General features: G+C 53.2%; 22 protein-coding genes. 2 read left to right on the plus strand and 20 right to left on the minus strand.

The window, feature by feature from the left end:
• Positions 1-5: 5 nt before the first annotated feature.
• The 10 genes from mltG to yceD all read right to left on the minus strand — a co-directional run bounded on the left by mltG (position 6) and on the right by yceD (position 8,071).
• Positions 6-1,001, minus strand: coding sequence for an endolytic transglycosylase MltG (gene mltG / locus HMF8227_RS07690; RefSeq protein WP_109339626.1), 996 nt, complete (start codon positions 999-1,001; stop codon positions 6-8).
• Entirely contained in the window at positions 994-1,797 is an 804-nt protein-coding gene (gene pabC, locus HMF8227_RS07695) for an aminodeoxychorismate lyase (protein ID WP_109339627.1), read from the minus strand. The genes mltG and pabC overlap by 8 nt, the downstream gene beginning before the upstream one ends.
• 64 nt (positions 1,798-1,861) lie before the next feature.
• Positions 1,862-3,100, minus strand: a complete 1,239-nt coding sequence (gene fabF / locus HMF8227_RS07700; protein WP_109339628.1) for a beta-ketoacyl-ACP synthase II — start codon at positions 3,098-3,100, stop codon at positions 1,862-1,864.
• Between the two features lie 84 nt (positions 3,101-3,184).
• Positions 3,185-3,424 (minus strand): acyl carrier protein, encoded by a 240-nt coding sequence (acpP, locus tag HMF8227_RS07705; RefSeq protein ID WP_109339629.1) that lies wholly within the window; start codon positions 3,422-3,424, stop codon positions 3,185-3,187.
• Positions 3,425-3,613: 189 nt separating this feature from the next.
• Positions 3,614-4,351 (minus strand): 3-oxoacyl-ACP reductase FabG, encoded by a 738-nt coding sequence (fabG, locus tag HMF8227_RS07710; RefSeq protein ID WP_109339630.1) that lies wholly within the window; start codon positions 4,349-4,351, stop codon positions 3,614-3,616.
• On the minus strand, positions 4,352-5,287 hold the full coding sequence (fabD, locus tag HMF8227_RS07715; RefSeq protein WP_109339631.1) for an ACP S-malonyltransferase: 936 nt from the start codon (positions 5,285-5,287) through the stop codon (positions 4,352-4,354).
• Between the two features lie 79 nt (positions 5,288-5,366).
• The gene (locus HMF8227_RS07720) at positions 5,367-6,326 is read right to left on the minus strand and encodes a beta-ketoacyl-ACP synthase III (protein ID WP_109339632.1); all 960 of its coding nucleotides are present in this window, start codon (positions 6,324-6,326) and stop codon (positions 5,367-5,369) included.
• A 5-nt stretch (positions 6,327-6,331) separates the two neighbouring features.
• On the minus strand, positions 6,332-7,357 hold the full coding sequence (gene plsX / locus HMF8227_RS07725) for a phosphate acyltransferase PlsX (protein ID WP_109339633.1): 1,026 nt from the start codon (positions 7,355-7,357) through the stop codon (positions 6,332-6,334).
• A gap of 12 nt (positions 7,358-7,369) precedes the next feature.
• The gene (gene rpmF, locus HMF8227_RS07730) at positions 7,370-7,540 is read right to left on the minus strand and encodes a 50S ribosomal protein L32 (protein ID WP_109339634.1); all 171 of its coding nucleotides are present in this window, start codon (positions 7,538-7,540) and stop codon (positions 7,370-7,372) included.
• A gap of 3 nt (positions 7,541-7,543) precedes the next feature.
• Positions 7,544-8,071, minus strand: a complete 528-nt coding sequence (gene yceD / locus HMF8227_RS07735; protein WP_109339635.1) for a 23S rRNA accumulation protein YceD — start codon at positions 8,069-8,071, stop codon at positions 7,544-7,546.
• A gap of 130 nt (positions 8,072-8,201) precedes the next feature.
• Here yceD and HMF8227_RS07740 point away from each other — a divergent pair, with 130 nt between their 5' ends.
• Positions 8,202-8,783, plus strand: a complete 582-nt coding sequence (locus HMF8227_RS07740; RefSeq protein WP_109339636.1) for a Maf family protein — start codon at positions 8,202-8,204, stop codon at positions 8,781-8,783.
• Here the strand turns inward: HMF8227_RS07740 and HMF8227_RS07745 are convergent.
• Both HMF8227_RS07745 and rluC read right to left on the minus strand, forming a co-directional pair.
• Positions 8,780-9,430: an HAD family hydrolase gene (locus HMF8227_RS07745; RefSeq protein WP_109339637.1), complete on the minus strand. Its 651-nt coding sequence runs from the start codon at positions 9,428-9,430 to the stop codon at positions 8,780-8,782. The two genes, HMF8227_RS07740 and HMF8227_RS07745, sit on opposite strands and share 4 nt — an antisense overlap.
• Entirely contained in the window at positions 9,427-10,377 is a 951-nt protein-coding gene (rluC, locus tag HMF8227_RS07750; RefSeq protein ID WP_109339638.1) for a 23S rRNA pseudouridine(955/2504/2580) synthase RluC, read from the minus strand. Before rluC ends, HMF8227_RS07745 begins: the two co-directional genes overlap by 4 nt.
• Before the next feature lie 473 nt (positions 10,378-10,850).
• On the opposite strand from rluC, the gene rne reads away from it, so the two are divergent.
• Positions 10,851-13,823: a ribonuclease E gene (rne, locus tag HMF8227_RS07755; RefSeq protein ID WP_204101044.1), complete on the plus strand. Its 2,973-nt coding sequence runs from the start codon at positions 10,851-10,853 to the stop codon at positions 13,821-13,823.
• A 74-nt stretch (positions 13,824-13,897) separates the two neighbouring features.
• Here the strand turns inward: rne and pyrF are convergent, their stop codons facing one another.
• The 8 genes from pyrF to serC form a co-directional block, all read right to left on the minus strand.
• On the minus strand, positions 13,898-14,599 hold the full coding sequence (pyrF, locus tag HMF8227_RS07760; protein WP_109339640.1) for an orotidine-5'-phosphate decarboxylase: 702 nt from the start codon (positions 14,597-14,599) through the stop codon (positions 13,898-13,900).
• On the minus strand, positions 14,596-15,768 hold the full coding sequence (lapB, locus tag HMF8227_RS07765; protein WP_109339641.1) for a lipopolysaccharide assembly protein LapB: 1,173 nt from the start codon (positions 15,766-15,768) through the stop codon (positions 14,596-14,598). The genes pyrF and lapB overlap by 4 nt, the downstream gene beginning before the upstream one ends.
• 9 nt (positions 15,769-15,777) lie before the next feature.
• A complete protein-coding gene (locus tag HMF8227_RS07770) occupies positions 15,778-16,035 on the minus strand; it encodes a LapA family protein (RefSeq protein WP_109339642.1) in 258 nt (85 codons plus the stop codon).
• A 93-nt stretch (positions 16,036-16,128) separates the two neighbouring features.
• Positions 16,129-16,416, minus strand: a complete 288-nt coding sequence (gene ihfB / locus HMF8227_RS07775; protein ID WP_109339643.1) for an integration host factor subunit beta — start codon at positions 16,414-16,416, stop codon at positions 16,129-16,131.
• Between the two features lie 53 nt (positions 16,417-16,469).
• A complete protein-coding gene (rpsA, locus tag HMF8227_RS07780; RefSeq protein ID WP_109341042.1) occupies positions 16,470-18,143 on the minus strand; it encodes a 30S ribosomal protein S1 in 1,674 nt (557 codons plus the stop codon).
• A gap of 106 nt (positions 18,144-18,249) precedes the next feature.
• Positions 18,250-18,930 carry a (d)CMP kinase gene (gene cmk / locus HMF8227_RS07785; RefSeq protein WP_109339644.1) on the minus strand — a complete coding sequence of 227 codons (681 nt, stop codon included), beginning with the start codon at positions 18,928-18,930 and terminating at the stop codon, positions 18,250-18,252.
• A 108-nt stretch (positions 18,931-19,038) separates the two neighbouring features.
• Positions 19,039-20,325, minus strand: a complete 1,287-nt coding sequence (aroA, locus tag HMF8227_RS07790) for a 3-phosphoshikimate 1-carboxyvinyltransferase (protein ID WP_109339645.1) — start codon at positions 20,323-20,325, stop codon at positions 19,039-19,041.
• A complete protein-coding gene (gene serC, locus HMF8227_RS07795; protein ID WP_109339646.1) occupies positions 20,325-21,410 on the minus strand; it encodes a 3-phosphoserine/phosphohydroxythreonine transaminase in 1,086 nt (361 codons plus the stop codon). The genes aroA and serC overlap by 1 nt, the downstream gene beginning before the upstream one ends.
• Positions 21,411-21,495: the final 85 nt, after the last annotated feature.

Consider the following 21,495-nt stretch of genomic DNA (forward strand, 5'->3'; position numbering starts at 1 on the left):
TGGGATTACTCTTGGTTAAGCTGGTATTTTCTCACCGCGGCGTTGTGATCGGCAAGGGTTGTGGAAAACACATGGCTGCCGTCGTTGCGGGACACAAAATACAGCGCCTGAGTGTCAGCCGGATGCAAACTGGCGTCGACGGCTTCGCGACCCACCATGGCAATGGGCGTGGGCGGCAGGCCTTTGATCACATAGGTGTTGTACGGCGTTTTTCGGCGCAGGTCGGCGCGGCGGATATTGCCGTCAAATGCCTCGCCCATGCCATAAATCACCGTAGGATCGGTCTGCAGGCGCATATTGCGGCGCAAGCGATTGATAAAGACCCCAGCGATCAACGGCCGTTCTTCGGCCAGTGCGGTTTCTTTTTCGACGATGGACGCCAGGATCAGTGCCTGGTAGGGACTCTCCAACGGCAAACCAACCTGACGCTGCTGCCACTGAGTATTTAGATAGGCCTGCATCCGCTCATAGGCGCGGAGTACCAGATCGGTTACTGAGGTACCATGGGTAAAATGGTAAGTATCCGGCATCAGCTGGCCTTCCAGGCTATCGCCCTGGAGGCTAAGCTGTGCGATCAGTTGCTGCTCATTAAAACCCTGGCTATTGAGCCGTGAATCGGCCAGCAGGCTTTCCCGCCACTGCCGCCACTGCAGGCCTTCCACCAGGGTGATGGCAAACTGTTTTTCATCGCCCGCCGCCAGACGGACGAACAGGTCTTTGAGGCTCATCCCAGGTGTCACTTCATAGGTGCCCGCCTTAATCTGGGCCTGCTTGGGGTTAAGCCGTAGCCAGATCTTGGCCATCCAGGGCCGGGGGAGCCACTGTTTATTCTTAAGCCGCCCCAGGATAGCGTCGGCGTATTCGCCCTTAGCCACCGTAATCAGCTGAGGTTCATCAACCGGTAAAGACGCCGACCACTGGCGCTCTAGCCATTGATAGCTCATAGCGCCGGCCAGCAATAACGCCAGGGCCACAAGCCCGAGCCAACGTAACTTAGTCAAGATTCAGCCGCTCCTCTAGCTGTTCGTACCGCTCCCGGTCGAAGTCCTGTCCCTGAAACCGAACCACCGGCACCCGTCCCATCACCGAGTTACAGATAAAGGCGCTGTCGGCCTGCTCAAGCATCATCGGCATCTGGCGCACCGGATAGCAGTCGATGCCCTGCTGATGCATGGCGGCGAGCACTCGATGGCGCATTACACCGGCCACCCCGGCCTGTCTTAACTCGGGTGTAAACCAGTCATCGTCCTTGCACCAGAACAGATTGGCCATGGCCGTTTCCACCATTACCCCATCGGTGTCACACACCAGCGCGTCGGCATAGGGTTTATCCTGCAGTTCCTGTTGAACCAATACCTGTTCGAGGCGGTTGAGGTGTTTAATGCCTGCCAACAAAGGCTGCTTAGCAAGCTTGACGGCACTGAGACCCAGCTCAATGCCCTGCTCTCGCCAGCTTACGTATTTTTCGGGAAAGTCATGCACCGAGATAACCCAGTTCGGCTGGGGTTCCTTTGGCGGCGTATAGCCGCGTCCGCCACTGCCGCGGGTAATGATGATTTTCATCACCGCTTGACGATGGGCCATAGCTTGCAACTTGATGCTATCGAGCAGCGAAGGCCAGTGTTCGAAGGGGATCCTCAGGCGCTTCAGGCCTTCGGCCAGGCGCTGTTGATGCAGTGGCCAGTGCTGTAGCTGGCCGTTCTCCACCACCGCGGTGGTAAACACACCGTCGCCATAGTTAAACCCGCGATCGGTGATGGGAATTTGGTTGTCTGGTTGTCCGTTAATGATCGCCATAAGTCATCACATAAAAAAGCCTGCTTCCCACAGGAAACAGGCTTTTATCGGCAATTGCAACACCTTAGATTTTCTTAAACAGCAAGGAGCCGTTGGTCCCGCCAAAGCCAAAGGAGTTACACAAGGCATACTCCATGCTCACATCGCGAGCCTGACCGGGCACAAAGTCCAGATCGCAGCCTTCGCTGGGAGTCTCTAAGTTAATCGTTGGCGGAGCGACCTGATCGCGCAGCGCCAACATGGTGAAGATGGCTTCCACCGAGCCTGCCGCGCCCAGCAAGTGACCGGTCATAGACTTGGTAGAACTGACCAGAACATCTTTGGCCGCATCTTTAAACACCGAATGTACCGCCCGCACCTCGGCAATATCGCCAGCCGGCGTCGACGTGCCGTGGGCATTGATGTACCCCACTTGCCCGGGAGTAATCTGAGCGTCGTTCAGGGCATTTTCCATCGCGTCGGCCGCACCTTCCCCGTTTTCAGGCGGCGAGGTCATATGGAAAGCGTCGCCGCTCATGCCAAACCCGGACAGCTCGGCATAAATGGTCGCGCCACGGGCCTTGGCATGCTCATACTCTTCCAGCATGACCACACCGGCGCCTTCACCCATGACAAAACCATCACGGTCTTTGTCCCACGGACGGCTGGCCGCCTGAGGATCGTCATTACGAGAGGACAGCGCGCGGGCGGCAGCGAAACCGCCTAACCCTAACGGCGTAATCGCCGCCTCGGCACCACCGGCCAACATGGCATCGGCATCGCCGTAGGCAATATTGCGCGCCGCCACACCGATGTTATGCACCCCCGTAGTACAGGCGGTGACGATATTCAGATTAGGTCCTTTCAGACCTTCCATAATCGACAGGAAGCCGGAGATCATATTAGTGATGGTAGAAGGCACAAAAAACGGCGACATCTTACGCGGGCCGCTGTTAAGCAGTTTCTTGTGGTTTTCCTCGATAAGGCCTAAGCCACCAATACCAGAGCCGATAGCCACACCAACACGCTTGGCGTTGGCTTCGTTAATGTCCAGCCCGGAGTCCGCCAGAGCCTGTTTACCCGCGGCGATGCCGTACTGGATAAACAGATCCATTTTCTTGCTCTCCTTGCGGGACATGTACTGTTCGACATCAAAGTCTTTAACTTCGCCCGCAAAACGGGTGGCAAAATCACTCACATCAAACCGGGTTATATCCCCAATACCGCTTTTGCCTGCTAATACATTACGCCAGCTGGTTTGGGTATCTAAGCCCAGGGGTGACAACATGCCAAGACCGGTAACGACAACACGACGTTTAGACACAATGGCCTCCGACTACAAAGGATTTTTCAGGTAGGTACAAAAAAAACGGCTCTGCAGAGCCGTTTTTTACAAATTCGGTGTTACTTACGCGTCTTTGTGAGCGTTGATATAGTCGATCGCTGATTGAACCGTGGTGATCTTCTCAGCTTCTTCGTCTGGGATCTCGGTGTCAAACTCTTCTTCCAGCGCCATTACCAGTTCAACGGTGTCCAGAGAGTCAGCGCCCAGGTCGTCAACGAAAGAGGCTTCGGATTTTACTTCTTCTTCTTTCACGCCAAGCTGTTCAACAATGATTTTCTTAACGCGATCTTCGATAGTACTCATAGTTTTTGTTTTCCCTTAAGTAACGCTAGATAACAAATTTGCGGGTAGTTTATTCAGCAAAAGCTGGCCTTGCAAGCCGAAGCATTAAGTTTTTTGCTGGTCTAACCACAGTCTAGCATAAATTTAAAAAATATTATTTTCAAAGCAATTGTACCCATTTTAATAGCAAATCGATACAAATTACTGCAATTAGCTCATGTACATGCCGCCGTTCACATGGATGGTTTCACCCGTGATATAGGCTGCCCCAGGCGAGGCCAAAAACGCCACTGTGGAAGCGATCTCTTCCGGCTGGCCCAAACGGTTCGCCGGAACATCCTTAAAGATGGCCTCGCGCTGTTCGTCGTTCAAGGCCTTGGTCATATCCGTGTCGATAAAACCTGGCGCCACGACATTAACCGTGACCCCACGGGAAGCCACTTCCCGGGCCAGGGACTTAGAAAAGCCAATCACACCGGCCTTGGCCGCTGCGTAGTTGGCCTGGCCTGGGTTGCCGGCACTGCCGACGACCGAACCGATGGAAATGATCCGACCCTGACGCTTTTTCATCATACCCCGCAATACGGCTTTAGACAGTCTAAAGATCGCTGTCAGGTTAGTCTGAATAATAGAGTCCCACTCGTCGTCCTTCATTCGCATCATAAGGTTGTCACGAGTGATGCCCGCATTATTAACCAATATCTGAGGATCGCCAAATTCGGCTTTAATATCCTTCAATAAAGCGTCGGGTTGGCCTTCGTCATTGACGTTCAGCACCATACCTTTGCCCTTGCCGTCCAGATAGTCGGAGATACTCTGAGCGCCTTTCTCTGAGGTCGCAGTGCCGATAACCGTTGCGCCCTGCTCCGCTAATGCCTGAGCAATGGCCTTGCCGATACCACGGCTCGCGCCGGTTACCAGGGCAATTTGTCCGTCCAATTGTGCCATTTATTCACCTTTTTCCAATAATGATTTTAAGCTATCCGGAGTATTGATGGCCGTGGCCGCCAGTGACTTATCGATACGACGTGCCAGGCCTGTCAGTACTTTTCCTGGTCCGGTTTCGGCCAGTGTACTGATGCCTTGACCGGCCATAAACTGAACGCTCTCGGTCCAACGTACCGGACTGTACAGTTGGCGCACCAGGGCATCGCGAATGCGATCCCCATCGGATTCCACCGCTACATCCACATTATTCACCACCGGAATGTCAGGGCTGTTAAAGGTTACCTGCTTCAGCGCGTCTGCCAGTTCCTGTGCCGCCGGCTCCATTAGAGCGCAATGAGATGGCACGCTCACCGGCAAAGGCAGCGCTCGTTTGGCGCCGGTGTCTTTACACAATACCACCGCCCGGTCTACGGCCTCTTTATTGCCAGCGATGACCACCTGGCCGGGAGAGTTAAAGTTGACCGCCGACACCACCTGGCCTTCTGCTGCTTGCTGGCAGGCCGCTTTCACTTTGTCGTCATCCAAACCGATGATAGCGGCCATGGCGCCCACACCCGCGGGGACCGCTTGCTGCATTAACTGGCCGCGCTTTTCTACCAGCTTCACCGCATCGGTAAAATCCAGTACCCCGGCACACACCAGCGCCGAATACTCACCTAAGCTATGACCGGCCATCATGGCAGGCTTCGCGCCACCTTCGGCCTGCCAGATACGCCAGATAGCGACACTGGCGGTCAATAGCGCCGGTTGAGTGCGATGGGTTTCGTTGAGCTGTGATTCCGGTCCATTCTGGACCAGGGCCCAGAGATCATAACCAAGGGCTTCACTGGCTTGTTCGAAGGTCTCCTGCACCTGAGAGTAGCGTTCGGCTAACTCGGTCAACATTCCCACCGTTTGTGAGCCCTGCCCGGGAAAGACCAGTGCCAATTCAGACATGTCTTGCTCCTGTTTTAAGTTCTTATAGAGAGTAGTCTACTTGAGTAAAAAGGCCGCCGGAACGGCAGCCTTTGTCAGATCAGTATCGAACCAGTGCCGAGGCCCAGGCGAAACCGCCGCCGAAGGCTTCCAGCAACAAGTTCTGCCCGCGTTGTATGCGGCCATCTCGAATCGCGGTGTCCAGTGCCGTAGGCACGGTCGCTGCCGAAGTATTACCAAAATATGGCAGGGTTAGTACCACCTGCTCCATGGGCATTTCCAGCTTCTTAGCGGTCGCCTTGATAATGCGGTAGTTGGCCTGGTGCGGCACCAGCCAATCCAGATCCGACTTCGCCATGTTATTGGCTGCCAGAGTCTGCTCAACCACTTCACTGAGTTTGGTAACAGCCACTTTAAATACTTCGTTACCTTTCATCACCCCCCAGTTGTCATGCACAGATGCCTCTTCGCCCCGGGTTGGGTTACCGACATAGAGCAGGTCACCGTGCGATCCCGCCGCGTGAATATGAGTGGACAAAATGCCCGGCTCTTCACTGGCTTCGATAACCGTGGCACCGGCGGCATCCCCGAACAGGATGATCATGGTGCGATCCTTAGGGTCGATCAGGCGCGACAGAGTATCACTGCCCACCACCAGAATACGTTTGCACATGCCAGATTTGATGTACTGATCCGCGACGCTGAGCGCGTAGCAATAGCCGGCACAGGCAGCGGCAATATCAAACGCTGGAATGCCATCAAGATCGAGGATTTTCTGAATGTCACAGGCGGCACTGGGCAGCGCCTTGTCATGACTGGTGGTGGCGCACAGGATCATATCGATGGATTTAGCGTCGATACCCGCCGCTTCAATGGCCTGGCGAGAGGCTTCGGCACCCATAGTGGCTACATTTTCATCGTCGCCAACGATACGGCGCTCCTTAATGCCGGTGCGCTCGGTGATCCATTCGTCGCTGGTATCCACCATTTTTTCCAGATCCGCGTTGGTGCGAATCTGGCTGGGATAATAGCTCCCGGTACCAATAATTCTTGAATACATAAAGATTAAGGCCTTTCCATTAACAGACGTTCGATTTTGTCTTTAATTTTTGTTGGTACTTGTCTGTCCACCTCATGTACGGCTTCTTGGATGGCGTACAAAAATGCATCACTGGACGCATTCCCATGGCTTTTGACGACAATGCCGCGCAATCCTATCAAACTTGCCCCGTTATACTGGTCGGGGTTCACCCTGTTGTAGATCTTTTTCAATAGCGGTAGCGACAGCCGCGCCATCAGACGGGTAAACAAATTCTTTTGTGAGAGCCTTTTCACTTCGCTGATAATAAATTTGCCCAAGCCCTCGCAGGCTTTCAGCGCCACATTACCCACAAAGCCATCCGTCACGACTACATCGGCTTTATTGGAAAAGATATCCCCACCTTCGATGTAGCCTATGTAGTTTAAACTGGGCAGGGAAGACAGGATCTGGCCGGTGTGTTTGACTACATCATTGCCCTTGATCTGCTCTTCGCCCACGTTCAAAAGCCCCACCTTGGGTTGAGCGATGCCTTCGACTTCTTCGGCCATCACCGAGCCCATCACCGCATACTGAAACAGGATTTCAGAGTCGCAGCTCACATTGGCGCCCAGATCCAATAAAAACACTTTTTTGTGGTTCTGGGCTGGCACCGAAGATATCAAGGCGGGTCGGTCGATGCCCGGCAAGGTTTTTAACTCATAGTAGGCCATGGCCAGCAAGGCACCGGTATTGCCGGCACTGACACAGGCATCAGCTTCACCGCTTTGCACCAGCTCCAACGCCTTTCTCATAGACGAGCGGGGCTTGTTGCGCAGCGCCGAGCTGGGCTTATCATCCATGGTCACTACCTGCTCGGTGTGCACCAGAATTAAGGCTTCTTCAGGGTAATTGGAATAGTTTTTGAGCTGCTCTTCAAGCTGTGGGCGATCGCCACAGAGCAACAATTGTAAATTCGGGGAATCTGTTACTGCACGAACGGCAGCATTAACAGTAACAGGGGGGCCATGATCGCCCCCCATCATATCTAACGCAATGGTTAGACGGCTCAATGTCAACTCGCGTTACTTAGCGATGACTTTCTTGCCTTTATAGTAACCGTCAGCGGTGACGTGATGACGACGGTGCGTCTCGCCTGACGTGGAATCGACAGACAGAGTTTCCGCAGTCAACGCATCGTGCGAACGACGCATACCACGCTTAGAACGGGTTTTACGATTCTGTTGTACGGCCATTACCTACTCCTGATCTCGCTTTAGTTCTTTCAAAACCGCAAATGGGTTTGGATTGTCATCCACCGGTTCGACCTCCCCATAACTCATTTCGTCACTGCGTATCTGGCAATCCTGTTCTGCGTGCAGGGCCACCAAGGGCAATGACAAAATCAGTTCGTCTTCGAACAGTTTGAGCAGATCGACATTTCCATGGTCGTCGACCTCCACCGGTTCATAACGCTCCGGTAATTCATCCAGGTCACTGTCACTCCGAATCGGGCAGAAACAAAACGACACCGAAACCGGATAAACAAAGGATTCATTACACCTTTGACAGATAAGCGATACTTTGGTGGTCAACGTGCCGTCGAAAAATGCCAGACCCTGCGCGTCTTTATCAAATCGAACATTGACCGACACATCGTCTTCCACCGCAGCGGCTGCCTCATGCAAACGCGACATATCCTTAACCTCTAGCACTCCATCGTAATCGGAGCGCTTAACGGCATTTTTAAAAGGGTCGAGCTGCTTTGGCAGTTTCACTTTCTGCATAGGGCGCGCATGATATAGCCAGTCAAGGCGTTAGTCAAAGAAAATCTGCCCTCTGGCCACTGCCCAGCGCCGTTTTGTGGCGGGCTATGTTAAACTGAGCCCGGAAACAAATCCCTTATTGGAGCTCTAAATGGAACTGATACTGGCTTCGAGTTCGCCGTTCCGTCAGTCACTGCTGAACAAACTGGGTATAACGTTCCGGTGTCAAAGCCCGGACATTGATGAGTCCCCTGTTGCCGGTGAATCCCCCCAGGCCCTGGTGGAACGGCTGGCTCGCCAAAAAGCCGAGACCATCGCCGCCAATGCGCCTCACTCACTGGTTATCGGTTCTGACCAGGTGGCGGTCATCGATGATCAGATCATGGGTAAACCGGGGGAACGGGACAAGGCGCTGGCTCAACTGCGGCTGGCCAACGGCAAGCGAGTGCATTTTTATACAGGACTTTGCCTGCTCAACAGTAATTCCGGAAACTGTCAGACAGCGGTAGAGCCGGTAGAGGTCGTATTCCGCCGCCTGACCGAGCAACAGCTTACCGCTTATATTGATAAAGAAACCCCTTTCCAGTGCGCCGGAAGCTTTAAGTGTGAGGGACTTGGCATCAGCTTGTTTTCTGCCATCCACAGCGACGATCCCAATACCCTGGTGGGACTGCCGCTGATTCGCCTGACCCAGATGCTGGCCAATGAAGGCGTGGATGTATTAACCGCCTAATTGACCAGCAGCGCGGCGAGCTGATCTATATTATCCACGATAGCCTTAGGCTTGTGGGATTCCAGTCGCGAAGGATGATGCGCCCCGAAGCTGACTCCGATGCGGTCCATGCCGATGGCTTCCGCCATTTTCATATCATGTACCGTATCGCCGATCATCACCGCCTGGTGAACCGGCACATCCAGCTCTTCCAATAACTGCTCCAGCATCTGTGGATGGGGTTTGGATTCGGTCTCATCACCACAGCGTGAACCATGAAAGAAGTGGCCGGTATTGGTCTGCTGCCAGACCCGCTTTAACCCGCGACGGGCCTTGCCGGTGGCGACGGCCAGAGTACGTCCCTCACCGTGAAGCCGGGTCAAGAGTTCCGGCACGCCGTTGAATAAGGGCGTAGGCGTAGTATTCAATTCCACATATTCGTCCCGGTAAGCGGAAACCAACTGCTCCATCCGAGCCTCTGGCAATTCACCAAACAACCGCTTTAAAGACGGTCCTAAGCTGATGCCAATGATCTCTTTAACCGCCTCGTCGTCGGGCACGGGCAGTTCCAGTCGCTTCGCTACTGCCTGCACGCTGCTGACGATGCGGCCCGCCGAGTCCATCAGAGTGCCGTCCCAATCAAAAATTACTAACCGATAGTCACTCATGAACGGCGACACTCCTCTAATACTCGTTGTAGTGATGCTTCCAGCGGCGCTTCACAGCGCAGGGTGGTCTCCCGTTTGGGGTGGAGAAAGCTGATGCTGTGAGCGTGTAAAAAAAGTCGTTGTAACCCCCATTCCTGACAGCGTACATTGAACGAATCACTGCCGTATTTAGGGTCGCCACCAATAGGGTGCCCGGCGTGCTGGCAATGAACCCGGATCTGGTGGGTGCGCCCGGTGACCGGAAAGGCCTCTACCAGGGTCGCGCCATCGAAACGTTCCAGTACCTGATATTCGGTTTCCGAGTCTTTGCCGTCGGCGGTAACCGCCACCAATCGTTCCCCCGACTTCAGGGTGTTTTTCCGCAATGGCGCGCGAACTTTGTGACGGGCGTCGGGCCACTGGCCTTCAACAAGAGCCTGATAACGCTTGTCTACCTGTTTTTCGGTCAGCTGACGGTGCAGAGACTTTAAAGTAGGCCTGTCTTTGGCCACCAGTAAGCAGCCTGATGTGTCCCGGTCCAGCCGGTGAACCAACTCTAAAAATGTCTGACTGGGCCGCAATGAACGTAAGGCTTCTATCACGCCGAAACTGACTCCACTGCCAGCGTGCACCGCCATACCGGAAGGTTTGTTAACGACTAGCAGGGTCTCATCTTCATAGAGAATTTGGTGCTTGAGGTTAGAGACCACCTCTAAGTTGGCTGAGGGCAATTCTGGGCGTTCTGGCACTTTTACCGGTGGCACGCGCACTTCATCATCCTGGCATAACTTGTAGTCTGGCTTGACGCGCTTTTTATTCACCCGCACTTCACCTTTGCGCAAAATGCGATAAATCAGGCTTTTCGGCACACCTTTTACCAAAGTACGCAAAAAATTATCAATTCTTTGCCCATCGGCGGCCTCAGTGACCTTGATAAACTGAACTTTTGAGAAACTAGAATCTGTCATAACACGGTCTATTTTATCCTATTTTAGTCTCTCCCCGACACTCATTTATTCTATTGCGCTAGGTTGAGAATTAATGCGATAATCACTAGGCTTATAGCCACGCCTTCAAAATGCGAGGGCGCAGCGATAAAAAAAGCAACATTGAATCATTGTATTCGCCGGGCTTTGGGCGCTTACCCAACACGGTCAACCGAGAAAAATGCCTGTCCTGAAGAGTGTAACAGTTTAGGAAGAGTGGCATCTCAAGGCCCCGCAGCAGGATTGTTTAATTAGAATATTAACGGTCACTTGCGAAGACAGAACGAACCCAGTTTTTTGGTCATCTGATGCTTAGTATCAGGTGACGTATGACAACGCAGTATATTTAAAGCACTGGTCTCAGCCGCAGTACAGTCGGGAGACTGCGCCCTTATGCCTGAACGTCGCTCCATCTTCGACAGTGGCCGAACTTAAAAAGTATCGAGTCACAAAATATGAAAAGAATGCTAATCAATGCAACTCAACAAGAAGAGTTGCGTGTTGCCCTGGTAGATGGGCAGAAGCTTTACGATTTAGACATTGAAAGTCCCGGTCATGAGCAGAAAAAAGCCAATATCTACAAGGGCAAAATCACCCGAGTCGAGCCCAGTCTCGAAGCCGCCTTTGTCGATTATGGCGCCGACCGCCACGGCTTCCTCCCCTTAAAAGAAATCGCCCGCACTTACTTCCCCAAAAACTACACCTTCGATGGTCGCCCCAACATTAAAGAAGTGATTAAAGAAGGTCAGGAAGTCATTGTACAGGTTGATAAGGAAGAGCGCGGCCAGAAAGGCGCGGCCCTGACCACCTTTATCAGCCTCGCGGGCAGCTATCTGGTATTAATGCCCAACAACCCTCGCGCCGGCGGAATCTCCCGACGCATTGAGGGGGATGAGCGTACCGAACTTAAAAGTGCCTTAAACAAGCTGAAACTGCCCGACGGCATGGGACTGATCGTTCGTACGGCCGGTGTGGGTAAATCCTACGAAGAGCTCGAGTGGGATCTGAGTGTATTGCTGACCCACTGGCAGGCCATTGAGGAAGTATCTAAGTCCCGCTCGGCGCCGTTCCTGATCCATCAGGAAAGCAACGTCATCGTGCGCGCCATTCGTGATTATTTGCGCCGCGATATCGGCGAGATTCTGATCGACAACGAGAAGGTCTACAACCTGGCACAGCAGCATATCGAACTGGTCCGCCCCGATTTTGCGCAACGGGTTAAGCGCTACATCAGCGATGTGCCCATGTTCAATCACTATCAGGTAGAGAGTCAGATCGAGTCAGCCTTCCAACGGGAAGTGCGCTTACCCTCTGGCGGTTCCATCGTTATCGATCAGACCGAAGCCCTGACCTCCATCGATATTAACTCCTCGCGCGCCACCAAAGGCGGCGACATTGAAGAAACGGCACTGAATACCAACTTGGAAGCCGCGGACGAAATCGCCCGCCAGCTACGTCTGCGCGACCTGGGCGGATTGTTTGTTATCGACTTTATCGATATGAGCCCGGTGCGCCACCAACGAGAAGTGGAAAAGCGTCTGAATGACGCCGTCCGTCAGGACAGAGCACGAGTTCAGCTGGGTCGTATTTCCCGTTTTGGTCTGTTGGAAATGTCCCGTCAGCGCCTGCGTCCGTCACTGGGTGAGTCAGCCTCCAATGTCTGCCCCCGCTGTAAGGGCCATGGCACGGTTCGTGGAACCGAATCTTTGGCGTTATCCGTATTGCGCTTACTGGAAGAGGAGGCCATTAAGGAAAACACCGGCCAAATCGAAGCTCAGGTGCCCGTATCCGTGGCTACCTACTTGTTGAATGAAAAGCGCGACTCGGTACGAGGCATCGAAAATCGTCACAATGTCAGTTTGCTGATCATCCCTAACCCGAATCTGGAAACCCCCAACTACCGCGTGTCCCGCCTGCGCTCCGATGAAGTGATCACCGAGGCCAGCTACAACCTGGAGTTGGATAAGGAAGCGCCTGAGCCGAGTGCCAGCACCCCATCTGAAATGGCCAAAAAGCGTGAAGAGCCTGCGTTGCAGGGTATGACAGCGCCCAAAAAAGCCGCTCCTCAGGTGGCGCAGCCTTCCCTGTTTGACCGAATTGTCAAATGGCTGAAGTCTCTGCTGGAATCGGAAGAGTCCACGCAGTCGTCCTCTACAGACTCCGGAAATGGACGCGGTCAGCAGCGCCGCCGCGGCGGCCGTCAACAACAAGGCAACCGTGGTGGCCGTGGTCGCCAGCAAGATAATAAGGGTGGCAATAAGGACAACCGCCGGAAACCTGCGTCAGAGAAAAAAGCCGGTCCCGCCAAAGACAAGGCGGAGCCGAAGAAGCCTCAAAACCGGTCTAACAAAAAAGACCAGGCGCCAAAAACCGATAACAAACCAGAACAAGGCCCGAAGAACGCCGAGCAAAAGAGTAAGGCGCAACAGAATGTGGAACGCCGTCAGCGTCGGGATCGTCGCCGTTCGGTGCGCATTCAAACTGACGCAGAGACCGCCAGCCAAGCGGTAGAGGCCAAGAGCACTGACACAGAAGTCAACACGCCTGCGCCAGCCAAGAAAGAAAACGCGGCAGTGACCGAGCCTCAGGCCACTCAAACCCAAACTGAACAGGTTGAGACTCAGGCTCAGCAAGGCAACGACACTCAGGCAGAAAGCAACGAGAGCAAAGACAGCGGCCGTAACAGAAGCCGCCGTAGTCCTCGTCATGCACGGGCATCGGGACAGCGTCGCCGTAAAGAGCAGCAACCTCAGGACACCGAAACGTCAGCCGAAGCTCAGTCTGAGAAGGCAGAGCCTTCCGCCAGTGAGCAGGCGTCTCAAGTGGAGAGCAAACCGCAAGTCCCTGCTTCTGAAGTAGAGTCTAAGCAAGCTCCCTCCCCGGCCAAACCAGATGCAAAGGCGAGCTCAAGTACTCAAACTGCTGAGACTGATACCCAGCCTGAACAGGGCGAATTTGCGCTGGAGCCTACTAAGCCGGAAGCGACACCCGAGGCACCTGCCAATAAGTCAGAAGAAGAACCTGTAGCTCAGGCAGAGACAGAGACGAGTGCAGCCGCCCAGGCTGAGCCCCAGAAGACCGACGACACTCAGGCTCCCGACGAGCAGCAGGCACCGCTGTTTAGCGAGTCAGAGGAGCAGCCTTCTGAGGTGACGGTCGACAAGGCATCTGACGCATCAAAAGCCAAAGCTGAAAGCAATGGAAAAGCTTCCGGTACTGAACGCAAAGAACGAGTGCCGGCGCGTTTTGTCTCTCGCCCCATGACTCGCCCTGAGTCAGTGGAGGGCGAGTTGCCTTCGATACAAATTACCGGCATCGCCAATGACGCCCGCCCCGAGTTTGAAATCTCAGGTCTGGTGGCCTTGGGCAGTAAGGGACGCAGTCAGGCATCAGCCCCGGCAACCAACCCGGCTAGCCAGGACAGTTAAACGCTTCTGAGCTGTGACCAAAAAGGGCTGCCCGTAGGCAGCCCTTTTTTAATGGGTAAATCTTCTTTGCCGACCTAGGCGATAGACTGATTAATGGCCTTTAACGCCTGTACAGGATCGGCTGCCTGGGTAATCGGGCGACCAATCACCATATAGTCCACACCGGCTTCCATGGCCTCAGGCGGCGTCATCACCCGGCGCTGATCACCTTGTGCACTGCCGACAGGACGAATCCCGGGAGTGACCAGCTTAAACTGAGTGCCCAAATCCTCTTTCAGGATCGCCGCTTCCTGCGCCGAACAAACAACACCGTCCAATCCCGCGTCCTGAGCCAGCTTAGCCAAATGTCGTACCTGTTCCTTGGGTGACGCACTGACGCCCGTTTCGGCCAAATCCTGTTCCGACATACTGGTCAGCACCGTGACCCCAATAAGGTAAGGCCGCTGCCCGCCAAAAACGTTTAACGCTTCGACCGCTGCCTGCATCATGCGGCTGCCACCACTGGCGTGGACATTAACCATCCAGACCCCCAGTTTGGCGGCGGCCGTCACCGCTTTGGCCACCGTATTGGGAATATCGTGAAATTTCAGATCCAAAAACACATCGAAGTTTCGGTCCACCAGAGCCTTAACAAAATCCGGACCAAAATAGGTAAACATCTCCTTGCCGACTTTCAGGCGGCATTCATCCGGAGATAACTGGTCGACAAAAGCGAGAGCCTTGTCCTTATCATCAAAATCCAGTGCGATTAATACCTTGGGTTCTTTCAAGTTTATTCTCCATCTAAGCCTTTAATGGGTTTGACCACACCCCAGTGTTTACAAGACGGACACAGCCAATATACCTGCCGCCCAGAGAAGCCGCAGGAAGTGCATCGGTAGGTAGGGCGCTGTTGTAACTGTTCCCGGACCAGCTCCTGCAACAAGCTAAGTGTTTGGTCTACCTCACCGTTGCCATCACGACGGCTCAGTATCGCCATCAAATTATAAAAACCTTTCATGGTGGGATGCTGGCGCAACTGGCGCAGTAAAAATTCCACCGCCTCAGACTCCTGTCCCTCCTCAGCCATTAACTCCACCCTGGCCAGATAGGCCGTGGCACACTGCTCATGATAGCTGTCCAGTATATGCCTGAGCGATTCCTTCGCCTGAGCATCCTGTCCAGCACAACGGGTCATCAACGGAATCGCTTCAGACAGCCAGTCCACATCGCGACGAGGGACTTCTTCCAGGTAGCTCATCGCGGTGACGGGGTTATTCTGCTCGAGAGCTATCTTGCCCATGATCAACCAAGGACGAATGGCACGTTCATCGGCTAGTACCGCTTTTTGCAGTGCTTTCTCCGCTTTACTGACATCTCCTTTGCGCCAATCGATTGTTGCCTGTTCACAATAAAAATGCGCCAGCCTTTGGCATAGCTCCGCCGAATCACCATGGTGCTGTGCCATCTTTTCGGCCAGCTCTATCGCCCTCTCCCACTCTTTGGTGGTCTGGTAGATACTAAACAGTTGCTTTTGTGCGTCCAGATAGTACTTGTCACTGTCGAGCAACTGCAACGCCACGTTTTCAGCCTGTTCCAAAAAACCGGCCAGTAAGTAGTCCCGTCCCAGCTCTTTGAGCGCTGTTTCTCTTTGCGACTGGTTCAGTTGCACTTTTTCGACCAGGTTCTGGTGCAGCCGGATAGCTCGGTCTAACTCACCACGATGGCGAAAAAAATTACCCATGGCGATATGGGTTTCGGCCGTATCGCTGTTGACATCGATCATCTTAATAAGGGTATCGACAGCTTTATCCGGCTGATCAGACAGCAGGAAATTCAGTCCTTTATAGTAATGTCTGGATAGCAGTTTGGATTGCTTGCGCTGAGCCTGTCGCACACTGTTACGACCCATCACATAGCCGTAGCCTGCGGCAACGGGTAAAAGTAAAAACAGAAGCTCAAGCATGAGACCGGTCTACGAATCCTTGTCGGCGTGGCTGGTCTTATGACTCTGGCGTAAGGCTTTCCATTTGGATCGCATGGCCAGGAGGGTACTGAAAACGGCCATGACTATTACACCGAAGAAAAAGCATACCGCCATCAGACTGGAAAGGCGTAATTCTGACTGGGCAATGAGGTAATTGACACTGACCAGTTGATCATTCTGTGCCCCCAACGCCAGGGCGATAATAAATACCATTACGGCAATAAGCAGGGTCAGTATCGCTTTCAAGGGTCACTCCGGTCCGTTGGCTAGACTATAGGTTATCAGAAACGATAAAAAAACGGCACTCCTGAGGAATGCCGTTTTTACTATCTTTGCGAGTTATTCAGCAATGCTGTCGACACGCTCCCGAAGTTCTTTGCCGGGTTTAAAGTGGGGGACGTACTTGCCGTCTAACTCCACCTTTTCCCCCGTTTTCGGATTCCGGCCTACGCGCGGTGCGCGATAATGCAATGAAAAGCTGCCAAACCCACGAATCTCAATGCGGTCACCCTTTTGCAGAGTCTGAGCCATCATTTCCAGTAATTCCTTAATGGACGATTCGACATCCTTTGCCGCCATATGACTGGCTTTATAAGCCAGTCTATCGATCAATTCGGATTTGGTCATAGCAACCTCTCTAAGCCGTGGCATCGACGAGGAGGCCGTGGCCTCCTACATCATTACTCTTCGCCTTTCGCTGCTTTAAAGGCTTCGGCCATCGCGTTAGAGAAACCAGAATCGTCTTGCTGGTTCACTTTCTCAATGGCTTCTTTCTCTTCGGCCTGGTCTTTGGCTCTGACAGACAGGCTGATGTTGCGGTTCTTACGATCCACACCCACAACCTTCGCTTCGATACTTTCGCCTTCACTCACTTCAGTGCTGGCGTCTTCGATGCGATGAGTGGCCAGGTCAGCAACACGAATGTAGCCTTCCACTTCTTCAGCCAGTTTCACCGTCACACCCTTGGCATCAACAGCGCTCACTGTACCTGTAACGATAGTACCTTTCTTGTTTTCTGCCAGATAGTTATTGAACGGATCTTCTTCGATCTGTTTAACACCCAGAGAAATACGCTCACGCTCAGGGTCGACTTGCAGAACGATGGCCGAGATCTCGTCACCTTTCTTGTAGTCGCGAACAGCTTCTTCGCCTGGCTTATTCCAGGAGATGTCAGACAGGTGTACCAGACCATCGATACCGCCTTCCAGGCCGATAAAGATACCGAAATCGGTGATGGACTTGATCTTACCAGTAACCTTGTCGCCTTTGCTGTGAGACTTAGCAAACTCTTCCCAAGGGTTTGGCTTGCACTGTTTCAGACCCAGAGAAATACGACGACGTTCTTCGTCGATTTCCAGAACCATAACTTCAACAGAATCACCCAGGTTAACCACTTTAGAGGGGTGGATGTTCTTGTTGGTCCAATCCATTTCAGACACGTGAACCAGACCTTCTACGCCGTCTTCGATCTCAACGAAGCAGCCATAGTCTGTCAGGTTTGTGACCTGACCGGTCAGTTTAGTGCCTTCTGGATAACGCTCGGAGATATCAGTCCAAGGATCGTTACCCATTTGCTTCATACCCAGAGAAACGCGCTGTTTCTCACGGTCAAACTTCAATACTTTAACCTGAATCTCGTCGCCCACATTGACGATCTCGCTTGGGTGCTTAACGCGTTTCCAAGCCATGTCAGTGATGTGCAGCAGGCCATCTACGCCGCCCAGGTCAACGAACGCACCGTAGTCGGTCAGGTTCTTAACGATACCCTTAACTTCATGACCTTCTTCCAGAGTGGCCAGCAGTTGTTCACGCTCAGCACTGTTCTCTGCTTCGATAACCGCACGACGAGAAACAACAACGTTGTTGCGCTTGGCATCCAGCTTGATCACTTTAAAGTCAAGCTCTTTACCTTCCAGGTGAGTGGTGTCACGCACAGGACGCACGTCAACCAAAGAGCCTGGCAGGAAGGCGCGAACGGAGTTCACTTCAACGGTGAAACCACCTTTCACCTTACCGTTGATCACACCTTTAATGGTTTCTTTGTCTTCGTAAGCTTTTTCCAGCTCCAACCAAGCTTCATGACGCTTGGCTTTTTCGCGGGACAGAATGGTTTCACCGAAACCGTCTTCTACCGCGTCCAGTGCCACATCGACTTGATCGCCCACGGCGATCTCCAATTCTCCATCGGCGCCTTTGAATTGGTCGGCCGGTACGGCACTCTCAGACTTAAGACCCGCGTCAACCAGGACGATGTCTTTATCGATTGCAACCACAGTTCCTTTTACGATGGAACCGGGACGAGTCTCAAGCTGTTTTAAACTTTCTTCAAAAAGTTCTGCAAAATTTTCAGTCATAATGATAAGAAATAAACTTAAATGGACATCCACTCAGCATTCCCGCTAATGTGGGGTTGTTCAAATTGGCCTGATCTTTCCTTTTTTCAGGCGTTTCCTGCCAGTTTCAGTCTTTTGACAAGCGATTCTCGGCATGAGCCAAAACCGCATCAAAGACTTGCTCAATGCTGAGTTCGGTAGAATCCAGCACTAAGGCATCTTCAGCCGGCACCAAAGGGGCTACTGAACGGTTCATATCCCGTTCATCGCGGGCTTTTATGTCGGCCAAAAGGCGGTCAATGCTAACATCGTGCCCCGCCTCTTTCAACTGATTATAGCGCCGCTCGGCCCGTTCTTCCGCGCTGGCGGTCAAAAACACCTTGACCTCCGCCGAGGGGAACACGACGGTGCCCATATCGCGGCCATCGGCGACCAGTCCCGGCTCATCGCGAAAACCACGTTGACGACGTAACAGAGCCTCACGAACCTGAGGCAGAGACGCCACCTGAGAAGCCACAGCCCCGACCTCTTCAGTACGGATAGAGTCGGTCACATCCTCTCCTTCCAGTACGATACGAGTCCCCTCTTCAGAGGCTTCGAAATGCACGTCGAGCCCTGCTGCCAGAGGCGACAATGCCTGTTCATCGGTAGGGTCGATCTGATGGTGAATAGAGGCGACAGCGAGCACCCGATAGATGGCACCGCTATCGAGAAAATGCCAGCCTAAATGCTTGGCCAAACTGGTGCTGAGCGTTCCTTTGCCTGCGCCGCTGGGGCCATCAACGGTGATGACAGGTGCTGCTTGCATGCTTTCTCCCATAAAGCTAATGAGTGGCTTAAAATCGCGCGCAATTATACGCCTTCACTCACCTAAAGCAATGCAAGCAACACCTTGTTACCATTTGCCTGATCCAGCTCAACGTTCGTGACAGATCGTTTTTAGCCGTTCAAAGTAGTCGGGAAAGGTCTTAGCGGTGCAGCCCGGATCGTTAATGGTCACCGCTGTGTCGGACAAGGCCACCAGAGAAAAGCACATGGCGATGCGATGATCGTTATAGGTATCAATAGCGGCGTGCTTAATCGCCTCGGGCGGCGTTATCTCGATAAAGTCCTCGCCTTCAATCACCTCAGCGCCCACTTTTCGAAGTTCTGCCGCCATGGCGGCCAACCGGTCGGTCTCCTTGACTCGCCAGTTATAAATATTACGAATGGCGGTTTTACCTTCTGCAAAAAGAGCCGCTGTCCCAATGGTCATGGCCGCATCGGGAATATGATTCATATCCATATCTACGGCTTTGAGCGGCGCACCGGTCACCTGAATATAATCCGGCCCCCACTGGATCTCAGCGCCCATTTTTTCCAGTACCAACGCAAAGTCTTTATCGCCCTGAATACTGTCACTGCCAATACCGGTCACCTTAACGGTACCGCCTTTAATCGCACCGGCGGCCAGGAAATAAGACGCCGACGAGGCATCGCCTTCTACCAGAAACTGCCCTGGTGAACGATAAGTCTGTCCGCCTGAGATCTCAAAGCGCTGATAGTCGTGATTGTTTACCTGAACGCCGAATTTGGCCATGGTATCCAGGGTAATGTCGATATAAGGTTTGGACACCAGCTCACCAACAATCTCGATCTCGGTGGTATCTTCAAACAGCGGCGCAGCCATTAAAACCGCGGTCAAAAACTGGCTTGAAACACTGCCATCTACCTGAATATGGCCGCCTTTAAGGCCCTGTCCGGCAATCTTCAGCGGCGGATAGGCATCGTTTTTCAGATAGTCAATCTGCGCACCAGCCTGATGTAAGGCATCGACCAGAGCGCCGATGGGGCGCTCTTCCATACGTGGCTCGCCAGTCAGCTCAAACTCTCCAACAGAGGCTGCCAATGCTGCACACAGGGGGCGCATGGCGGTCCCCGCGTTACCCAAAAACAGGCTCTGCGGCGTGGATACCTTAAACGCACCGCCTAACCCCGTAACGGTGCAACGGGTCTTATCCTCACTCAGCTGATAATCCACACCGAGCTGTTTTAAGGCTGCCAGCATATGACGAATGTCGTCACTGTCGAGCAGGTTGGTCAGCGTCGTCTCCCCCGACGCCAGAGCCGCCAGCAGCAAGGCTCGATTCGACAGGCTCTTGGACCCGGGAACATTTACCGTGCCATCAATGCGCGCAATGGGCTTGAGTGTCAGTTGTTCCATCAGCCCATCCTCTTTTCAAAATCTTGCATAAAGTCCACTAAAGCCTGAACACCTTCCAAAGGCATGGCGTTATAGATAGAAGCGCGCATTCCGCCGACGCTTCGATGACCTTTCAGGGCTTTCAGTCCAGCCGCCTCAGCCTGAGACAGAAACGCGTTATCCAACTCCGGCTTTGCAAGCTGAAACGGAATATTCATCCGCGAGCGATAGCGAGGCACAATACGATTAACATAAAAGTCTGAACCATCGATGGCCTGATACAGCAGCGCTGACTTCTTCTGGCTCAACTTTTCCATAGTCTCCACGCCCCCCTGCTCTTTCAGCCATTCGAATACCAGTCCGGCCAGATACCAGGCATAGGTGGGCGGCGTATTGAACATGGAACCGTGTTCGGCAAGCGTCTGATAATGCAAAATGGAAGGAACATCCTGACGGGCTTTATCCAATAAGTCCTCGCGCACAATCACCACCGATAATCCCGAAGGGCCGATGTTTTTCTGCGCACCGGCGTAAATCACGCCAAAACGGCTCACATCCACAGGCCGGGACAAGATATTGGATGACATATCGGCGACTAAAGGCACACTGCCGGTATCCGGCACAAAGTCCAGTTCGATACCGTCGACCGTTTCATTGTCACAATAATGGAAAAAGGCTGCTGCCGGATCTAACTGCCAGCGGGCGCTGTCCGGGATACCCTTAAGCCCCTCGTGTTCGCTTTGCTCGGCGACCACCGACGGGTGTAAGAAGCGTTCCCCTTCTTTTACCGCCGCCTTAGACCAGGAGCCGGTAACCAGATAATCAGCTTTATCATTGGCGTGTGACAGGTTCTGCGGTACGGCAGCAAACTGGCCCCGACCGCCCCCATGGGTAAACAGTACCTTATAGTTATCTGGCACCTGCAATAGTTCGCGCAAGTCGGCTTCGGCCTTTTCCGCCAACGCCACAAAATCTTTGCTGCGGTGGCTGAGTTCCATGACCGAACAGCCATGGCCGCGCCAGTCTAAGAACTCACTTTGAGCTTGCTGCATCACAGGCTCTGGCAACATGGCCGGACCTGCACAAAAGTTATATACCTTGGTCATTGAGATTGACTTCCTAAACCAAAACGAGCGGCCACCAAAGCGCCGCTCGTTATCAATTACAGAAGCGCAGCCTGAGGCTGCGCCG

Source organism: Saliniradius amylolyticus, assembly GCF_003143555.1.
GTDB classification, from domain to species: Bacteria; Pseudomonadota; Gammaproteobacteria; order Enterobacterales; family Alteromonadaceae; genus Saliniradius; species Saliniradius amylolyticus.